The organism is Arthrobacter crystallopoietes BAB-32, from assembly GCF_000328305.2.
In the GTDB taxonomy this organism is placed as follows: Bacteria; Actinomycetota; Actinomycetes; order Actinomycetales; family Micrococcaceae; genus Crystallibacter; species Crystallibacter crystallopoietes_A.
Genome location: NZ_ANPE02000175.1, coordinates 1 through 8044 on the forward strand (window position 1 = coordinate 1; position 8044 = coordinate 8044).

Here is an 8044-nt window from a genome sequence, read left to right on the forward strand (position 1 = left end):
ATACCGGGGAGCGTAGGCCGAGGATCTATGCAGGTCCAACTCTGAAATTGGATGGATCGATACTCTTGAGGCATCGTTTCCGGCCGCGCTTCGAAAAGCCGCGGAATCTCGCGGAACTGTGGCGTCAATCACAGGTTGGAAAGGCTGCTACCCGTCGCGTCACGCTTCCGACATGGAAAAACACGCCTTGACGTTGCCGAAGCGGCATCGCAAAGCTATTGGCCAGCACAGCCCCGGCTTCACCCGCAGAAGCGGCTGACAGTTCCCACCCGTGTGGGGCACGTGCCTGAGATTCCGGAGGATTCAAAGATGTCTTCACTTCGCTCCCAAGGGCAGTTCGCCCTGCGGCTCTCCGCGGTCGCAGCCGGCGGCACCCTGCTGCTGAGTGGCTGCTCGGTAGCCAATTCAGAAAGCGCCGGTGGCGCCACCGCCGCCAGCTCCGACACCATCCGCGTGGTGCTCTCCCAGGAGCCGCCCACGCTGGAAGCCTGCGAGGCAAACCTGACCTCGACCGGCGTCGTCGTACGTTCCAATGTCACCGAACCGCTGGTGGAACGTAACCCCAGCACCGGCGAACTGGAACCACGGCTCGCCACGGAGTGGGAAGCCACCTCGGACAGTGAATGGACCTTCAAGCTGCGCGAAGGCGTCACCTTCCATGACGGCACTCCGTTCAACGCCGAAGCGGCAGCGCACACGATCGAACGCGCGGTCAACTCCGACCTCGGTTGCAACGTCGAGGGCTATGTCTTCGGTGAGACCGACCTGGAAGTCAAGATCGTGGACGATACCACCTTGACTGTGTCGACGCCGGAGCCGGATCCGATCCTGCCGCTGCGGCTGTCCTTCCTCGAAGTGGTGCCCGCGTCCACCAGCGACACCGAGAAGGTCCGCGAGCCGATCGGCACCGGTCCCTACAAGATTGAGGCATGGGACGCTGGCCAGAAGATCACGCTCGCCGCCCACGAGGACTACTGGGGCGAGAAGCCGGCCTATCCGAACGCCGAATACCAGTGGCGGTCCGAGGGTACCGTTCGTGCCGCCATGGTCACCAGCGGCGAAGCCGATATTGCAATGGGCCTCGGACCTGACGACGGCGCCGGGGACCTGGGCGTGAACTACCCGAACAACGAGACCGTGGCGCTGCGTCTGACCGGCGACATGGCTCCGCTGGACGACATCCGCGTCCGCCAGGCCATCAACTACGCCATCGACAAGGAAGGCATCGTTGCCAGCCTGTACCAGGGCAAGGACAAGGTCGCTGCCCAGTTGGTTCCGGAAGGCATCGTGGGCCACAACAGCTCGCTGGAGGCGTGGCCGTACGATCCGGAGAAGGCCAAGCAGTTGGTCGCCGAAGCCAAGGCTGACGGAGTTCCGGTGGACACCAAGATCACCCTGGTGGCTCGCAACGCGCAGTTCCCGAAGGTGACCGAGATGTCCCAGGTGCTGCAGGAGCAGCTGGCGCAGGCCGGACTGAACGTGGAACTGAAGACGGTCGAAACGTCGCAGCACCTGCAGTACCAGCTCCGTCCGTTCGTCACTGACGAGGGCCCGATCGCCCTCCTGATCCAGCACGGCAACCAGGCCGGCGACGCAGCGTTCACCGTTGACCAGTACATGCTGAGCGACGGCGCACAGAGCGCCTTCGGCACATCGGAGTTCGACGAGAAGCTGAAGGCCGCAGGTAAGACTTCCGGCGAGGACCGCCAGAAGGCCTACGAGGACATCTTCAGCTACCAAAACGAGAACATCGTCCAGTTCGCGCCGATTTCGCACCAGACGGGCATTATTGGCAAGTCTGACAGCGTGAATTACGAGCCCAACTCGTCCTCCGGCGATGAGCTGCGGCTGTCCGAGATGACTCCGGCCAACTAACGGCCGCACTCGAAAGGGAATCGGACTCATGTTGATCTACCTGAGGAAGCGCATCCTCTCCAGTGCACTGCCCTTGGTGGTGGTGATTGTGGGAGTGTTCGCGCTGGCGAGGTTGACCGGCAATCCGGCTAACCTGTACCTGCCGCTGAATGCCACGGAGCAGATGCGGGCGGATTTCACGGCCCGGATGGGGCTGGACCGGCCGCTGCTGGTCCAGATGGCTGACTACTTCGGCGGTGTCTTCAGGCTGGACTTCGGCGAGTCCCTGAGGACGGGGGAGTCCGCAGCGGCGATGGCGTTGCGGGCTTTCCCGGCTACCCTCCAGCTGGCGGCCACGACGATGGTGCTGGCGATCATCCTCGCGGTGATCGTCGGCTGCTGGGCGGCGCTGAAGCCGAACGGCGTGGCGGACCGGGTTTCCAGCTTTGTGTCCATGGCGGCGGCTTCCATTCCGGACTTCTGGCTGGCCATCGTGGGCATTTGGATCTTCGCGATCACCCTTGGCTGGTTGCCGACTTCCGGTGTCGTGGGGTCGGAAGCCTGGATCCTGCCGATCGCCACGCTGCTGCTGCGCCCGTTCGGTGTGCTGGTGCAGATTGTCCGCGGCGCCATGGTGTCGGCGCTGTCCGAGCCGTACATCAAGCTAGCCCGGAGCAAGGGCGCAGGCGATATCCGGGTCGTGACGCACCACGCGCTGCGCAACGCGGCGGCGCCGGCACTGACCGTCGCCGGCGACCTGACCGTGGGCCTGGTCAACGGTGCCGTGGTGGTGGAGACGATCTTCGGGTGGCCGGGCATCGGCAAGCTGATGATCGATTCCATCCTGCAGCGCGATTTCGCGGTGCTGCAGGCCGCGGTGCTGCTGACCGCCGTCGCGATTTTTGTCCTGAACATCATCATCGACCTGGGCTACGCGCTGCTGGATGCGCGTGTCCGCCCGGCCACCGTGAAGGCCTAGGAGGAAACCATGGCCACACCCCTTGTGCAGCCCGGACACCAGCCGCCGACCTCGGACGCCGTGTCCGAATCCTCGGCGCTCCCCGGCCTAGAACCACCAGCCGCGGAAGCGGCGGAAAAGAAGATGGGCCTGTTCCGCCTGTTGCTGCGGGATAAATTTGCGACGGCGGCTGCCCTGGTCCTGGTCCTGGTGGGCCTGACCGCGGCGTTCGGGCCGGCCCTGATGGGCGACCTGGCGACGAAGCAGAACCTGCTGTTCGCCAATAAGGCTCCGTTCACGCTGGCCAACGGCTGGGAGTACTTCCTGGGCAGCGATTCGCTGGGCCGCAGCGTGTTGGCCCGGCTGGTGGTCGCCACCCGGACCACCGTGGCCGTGGCGTTACCGGCGGTCGCCATTGCCCTGGTCATCGGCTCGCTCTGGGGCGTCTGGGCCGGCTACCACCGGGGACTGCGGGAAACCGTGTCGATGCGGATCGCCGACGTGATCATGAGCTTCCCGTCGCTGCTGCTGGCCGTCGTCGTGCTCTACGTGTTCAATCCGAGCATCGCGAACATCGTGCTGATCCTGGCCATCACCCGCATTCCGATCTACCTGCGTACCGCACGTGCCGAATCCGCGGAGCTGCAGAGCCGGACCTTCGTCGACGCCGCCCGCACGTTCGGCGCGAGGCCGAATGCCATCATCGGCCGGCATGTGGTGCCGATCGTGATGCCGACCCTGCTGACGCTGGCGACGCTCGAGTTCTGCTATGTGATGCTGGCCGAGTCCTCGCTGAGCTTCCTGGGGATCGGCATCCAGCCGCCGGACGTCAGCTGGGGCCTGATGGTCTCGCAGGGGCGGCAGTACCTGCAGACCGCGTGGTGGCTCTCGATCTTCCCGGGCCTGGCGATTGTGCTGACCACGATCGCGGCGAACATGCTGGCCGCATGGCTGCGGATCGCCACGGATCCGGCGCAGCGCTGGCGCCTGGCGCTGCCGCGCAGGCGCATGATCGCGCGGATTCCCGCCAAGACCATTGAAGGGGACAAGTGATGAGCACCATGGCTCAGGCAGAAGCTGTGACGCCGGCGCAGGAACTACCTGTTGTACTAAAGGTCGAGGGCCTGAACGTGGACCTGCGCACACCGCGCGGGACCGTCCGGGCGGTGGACAATGTCGGCTTCGAGGCGCGCGCCGGCCAGACGCTGGCGCTGCTGGGCGAGTCCGGCTGCGGCAAATCCATGACGGCCAAGGCCGTGGCCGGGCTGCTGGACCCGGTCGCGGACGTGGACGGCGGAGAGATCCTCCTCAACGGGACCGACCTGGCGAAGCTGGGACCCAAGCAGCGGCGCAAGTTCGCGGGCCCGGAACTGGGCATCGTCTTCCAGGACGCGCTGACCGCCCTCAACCCGGTCTACCCGGTCGGCACCCAGCTGGGCGAGGCCTACCGGATCCACCACGGCCTCTCGGCGAAGCAGGCGAAGGCGAAGGCCGTGGAGCTGATGCGCCGGGTCGGCATCCCCGAACCGGAGTCCCGGGTCAACGCCTACCCGCACCAGTTCTCCGGCGGCATGCGCCAGCGCATCCTGATCGCCATGGGGGTGGCGCTGAACCCGAAGCTGCTGATCGCTGATGAACCGACGACGGCGCTCGACGTGACCCGTGCAGGCGCAGATCATGGCGCTGCTGAAGAGCCTGCGCGAGGAAAGCGACATGGCCGTGGTCCTGATCACCCACGACCTGGCCGTGGTCGCGGAGGAGGCCGACACGGTGGCCATCATGTATGCCGGCAACGTCGTCGAGACAGGGCGGGTGGCGGACGTGTTCGCCGACCCGCGCCACCCCTACACCAAGGGCCTGCTGGATTCCGTGCCGGTCAACGCCGAACGCGGCGCCGACCTGCAGTCCATTCCCGGCAGCCCGCCCGAGCTGCACAAGATCCCTTCGGGCTGCGTCTACCAGGACCGGTGCCCGCTGGTGCAGGACATCTGCCGCGCCGAGCGTCCCCGGCTGCTGCCGGTCACCCCGAAGCACTCCACAGCCTCCTCCGACATTCCGCGGGCCGCAGCCTGCCACTTCAGCAAGGAACTGGACCAATGACCGAGACCCGTGAACCCGGCCGCCCGCTGATCGAAGTCGAGGACGTGACCAAGACCTTCCACGTGGCCAAGAGCCCCTCCGGCAACAACCGGCTCCGCGCGCTCGACGGCATCAACCTCACGGTCCGCCGGGGCGAAACCCTCGGACTGGTCGGTGAGTCCGGCTGCGGCAAGTCGACCCTGGCCCGCACCCTGATGATGCTCGAACGTCCCGACTCCGGTGCCGTCCGCTTCGAGGGCACCGACCCGTTCGGGCTGCGCGGCAAGGAACTGCTGGACTGGCGCCGGCGCGTACAGATGGTCTTCCAGGACCCGTTCGCGTCGCTGAACGCCCGCATGACGGCCGGCGAAATCATCGCCGAGCCCTGGAAAGCCCACCGCGGGCTCTACACGACCGCCAGGCAGCGCGAGGCCCGGGTGCACGAACTGCTGCACATGGTCGGCCTGCGCCCGTCCGACGCGAAAAAGTCCCCGCAGGAGTTCTCCGGCGGCCAGCGCCAGCGCATCGGCATTGCCCGCGCACTCGCGCTCAACCCGGACGTCATCATCCTCGACGAGCCGGTCTCCGCGCTGGACCTGTCCGTGCAGGCGCAGGTGCTGAACCTGCTCAACGACCTGCAGCAGCGGCTCGGCGTCTCCTATGTCTTCATTTCGCACGACCTCTCGGTGGTGCGGCATGTGGCCGACCGCGTGGCCGTGATGTACCTGGGCCGGATCATCGAAACCGGCAGCACCGAGGAAGTGTTCGACCAGCCGCGCCACCCCTACACCGCCGCGCTGATGTCCGCCTCGCCCAAACTCGACGTGAGCGGCGCGGAACGGAACCGGATCATCCTCAAAGGCGAGATCCCCTCGCCGCTGGATCCGCCGTCGGGCTGCCGCTTCCGGACCCGCTGCTGGAAGGCACAGGACATCTGCGCCCGGCAGACACCCGTGCCGGAACCAGCCGGCAGCAATCCCGCGCACCTGGCGGAATGCCACTTCCCGCTGGAAAGCCTGGCGGTCCGGAACGGGGAACTGGCGCCCATGCCGTGAGCTGGGCCGAGTACGCGATCATCGCCGTCGCCGTGTTCGCCGCCTCCAGCCTGCAGGCCTCGATCGGGTTCGGCATGGGGATGCTGGCAGCTCCGGTCATCGCCCTCGTGGACCCGCGCCTGCTGCCGGCCACCATCATCATGCTCGCCCTGCTGGTGACCATCATGGTCACCGCGCGCGAACGTTCGCAGCTGGACCTGCGCGGGGCCGGCTGGGCACTGGTTGGCAGGATCCCCGGCAGCCTCTGCGGCGCCTGGCTGGTGGCCGTCTTGCCCGGCGAGGGCCTGTCCTGGCTGGTGGCGGTGACCGTGCTGGCGGGAGTGGTGCTGGCGTTCCTCGGCTGGCGGCCCGCACCGCGCCGGTTGAACCTGGTCACCGCCGGGGCCGCCTCCGGAATCATGGGCACCGCAACCTCCATCGGCGGCGCCCCCATGGCCCTGGTCTGGCAGGGACACCACGGCGCCCGCCTGCGCGGGACCATGAGCGCCTTCTTCATGATCGGCTCCGGAGTATCGCTCGCTGCCCTGGCGCTGGCGGGCGCGGTCACAGGCAAGATCCTGGTGCTGGCCGCGTGGCTGGTTCCCGCGGCCGTGGCCGGCTATGCCGTCTCGCGCTTCCTCAACCGCTTCCTCGACGCCAAGCGGCTGCGCCTACTCGCGCTCTCCGCCTCCGGCCTCGGCGCCGTGCTGCTGGCCGGCCAAACGCTGCTGGGCTGAGCCTCCCCGGCCCAGCCCAGCAGTTGTGTCAGCTCGCCGCGCGGACCACGTTGAACAGCGGTCTCCCGGCAGCCAGGTTGGCGATATTGGCTGCGATGTCCGCAGCGCGCCGCTCGAAGGTCCGCCGGGCGTGCCCGGAGTGGTGCGGCGTGAGTACCACATTGTCCAGTTCCTCGAAAGGGAACTCCGACGGCGGCACCCTGCCGCCCGCGGGCGTGCCCCACCAGACGTCGATCCCGGCCCCGGCGATCCGGCGTTCGGCCAGCGCCGCGTACAGGGCGCCCTGGTCGACGATGGGGCCGCGGGCCACATTGACCAGCAGCGCGGACGGCTTCATCCGCTGCAGCTCCCCAGCGCCGATGAGGCCGCGCGTCCCTTCGCTGAGCGGCACGGTCACGACCACGACATCCGACGTCTCGAGCAGCTTGGGCAACTCCGCGTTCCCGCCGACCCACTCCGGCTGCACCCCTGCGGGGAGCGGCGCCGCTGGATTGCCCCGCACCGCCTGCACCCGCATGCCGAGCGCTCCGGCCAAGCGGGCGACTTCGGCCCCGATGGTTCCGAGGCCGATCACGCCGACCACCATGCCGTCCAGCGTGGGGTGGAATGGGACGTCCTTCGCCGTCGCTATGGTCCGCCACTGGCCGCTGCGCAGTTCCCGGTCCGCGGCCAGCGCGCGGCGGGAGAGCATCAGGGTCATCATGACCACGTGCTCGGCGATCGGCCGGGCATGATGGAAGGTATTGGCGACGGCGGCGGACGGTGACAGGGCGTCCAGTGCGATCTTCTCGTAGCCTGCACCGGTGACGTGGACCAGCCGCAGCCTGGTGCCTGCCGCCGCCTGTTCCGGCGGCAGTGCGGAGCAAATTACGACGTCGGCATCCGCCACTGCGCGTAACTGTTCCTCCGCGCCCCAACCGGACGCCATCACCCAATGGTGCGCTCCGCCGTCGTACCTTAACTCCTGCTGGAACCGGCTGATGATCGGGTCGGTAACGACGATCCGCAGTGCTTCCGCTTGGTGCGTCCCGGCCTTCACCAGCGGGGGCTTTTCAGTTGGTAGGCGGGGTGGATGCGTTGCATGTAGCCGGTGTCGTCGCGGCTGGTGAGGCCGCTGTCGAGGTATTGGAGGTGGAGTTTTTCGAGGTTGTCGTGGTCGAGTTCGATGCCGAGGCCGGGGGCGGTTGGCACCGTGACGGCGCCGTTGGTGAAGGTGAGGGTGTCGGGGGTGATGATGTCCTCGTCGGGGTTTTTCCAGGGCCAGTGGGTGTCGCAGGCGTAGTCGAGGTTGGGTGTGGCGGCGGCGAGGTGGACCATGGCGGCCAGGGAGATGCCCAGGTGGGAGTTGGAGTGCATGGACAGGCCGAGGCCGAAGGTTTCGG

Annotated in this window: 8 protein-coding genes and 1 pseudogene; 7 read left to right on the plus strand and 2 right to left on the minus strand. The window is 67.4% G+C overall.

Features of this window, described 5'->3' with window-relative positions; genetic code table 11:
• The first annotated feature begins 309 nt into the window (after positions 1 to 309).
• From D477_RS14285 to D477_RS14310, 7 genes and pseudogenes are all read left to right on the plus strand, one after another.
• Positions 310 to 1875, plus strand: coding sequence for an ABC transporter substrate-binding protein (locus tag D477_RS14285; protein WP_005270542.1), 1566 nt, complete (start codon positions 310 to 312; stop codon positions 1873 to 1875).
• Positions 1876 to 1903: 28 nt separating this feature from the next.
• On the plus strand, positions 1904 to 2833 hold the full coding sequence (locus D477_RS14290; RefSeq protein WP_005270545.1) for an ABC transporter permease: 930 nt from the start codon (positions 1904 to 1906) through the stop codon (positions 2831 to 2833).
• Positions 2834 to 2842: 9 nt separating this feature from the next.
• Positions 2843 to 3865, plus strand: a complete 1023-nt coding sequence (locus tag D477_RS14295; RefSeq protein WP_005270548.1) for an ABC transporter permease — start codon at positions 2843 to 2845, stop codon at positions 3863 to 3865.
• A gap of 8 nt (positions 3866 to 3873) precedes the next feature.
• Positions 3874 to 4413: pseudogene (locus D477_RS23330) on the plus strand (ATP-binding cassette domain-containing protein); the annotation flags it as partial.
• 76 nt (positions 4414 to 4489) lie between these two features.
• Positions 4490 to 4912: an oligopeptide/dipeptide ABC transporter ATP-binding protein gene (locus D477_RS23335; protein WP_005270552.1), complete on the plus strand. Its 423-nt coding sequence runs from the start codon at positions 4490 to 4492 to the stop codon at positions 4910 to 4912.
• Positions 4909 to 5946, plus strand: a complete 1038-nt coding sequence (locus tag D477_RS14305) for an ABC transporter ATP-binding protein (RefSeq protein WP_005270555.1) — start codon at positions 4909 to 4911, stop codon at positions 5944 to 5946. The genes D477_RS23335 and D477_RS14305 overlap by 4 nt, the downstream gene beginning before the upstream one ends.
• Positions 5943 to 6662 (plus strand): sulfite exporter TauE/SafE family protein, encoded by a 720-nt coding sequence (locus tag D477_RS14310; protein ID WP_005270557.1) that lies wholly within the window; start codon positions 5943 to 5945, stop codon positions 6660 to 6662. Before D477_RS14305 ends, D477_RS14310 begins: the two co-directional genes overlap by 4 nt.
• A gap of 28 nt (positions 6663 to 6690) precedes the next feature.
• Here D477_RS14310 and D477_RS14315 read toward each other — a convergent pair whose 3' ends face one another.
• Both D477_RS14315 and D477_RS14320 read right to left on the minus strand, forming a co-directional pair.
• Positions 6691 to 7701 carry a 2-hydroxyacid dehydrogenase gene (locus D477_RS14315; RefSeq protein WP_005270559.1) on the minus strand — a complete coding sequence of 337 codons (1011 nt, stop codon included), beginning with the start codon at positions 7699 to 7701 and terminating at the stop codon, positions 6691 to 6693.
• On the minus strand, positions 7698 to 8044 hold a 347-nt coding region (locus tag D477_RS14320), incomplete at its 5' end, for an enolase C-terminal domain-like protein (RefSeq protein WP_005270561.1). The genes D477_RS14315 and D477_RS14320, both read right to left, overlap by 4 nt.

Coding starts and splice junctions, on each gene's coding strand:
- D477_RS14295 (WP_005270548.1), top strand. CDS start 2,843: ATGGCCACACCCCTTGTGCAGCCCGGACACCAGCCGCCGACCTCGGAC.
- D477_RS14290 (WP_005270545.1), top strand. CDS start 1,904: ATGTTGATCTACCTGAGGAAGCGCATCCTCTCCAGTGCACTGCCCTTG.
- D477_RS14285 (WP_005270542.1), top strand. CDS start 310: ATGTCTTCACTTCGCTCCCAAGGGCAGTTCGCCCTGCGGCTCTCCGCG.
- D477_RS14305 (WP_005270555.1), top strand. CDS start 4,909: ATGACCGAGACCCGTGAACCCGGCCGCCCGCTGATCGAAGTCGAGGAC.
- D477_RS23335 (WP_005270552.1), top strand. CDS start 4,490: ATGGCGCTGCTGAAGAGCCTGCGCGAGGAAAGCGACATGGCCGTGGTC.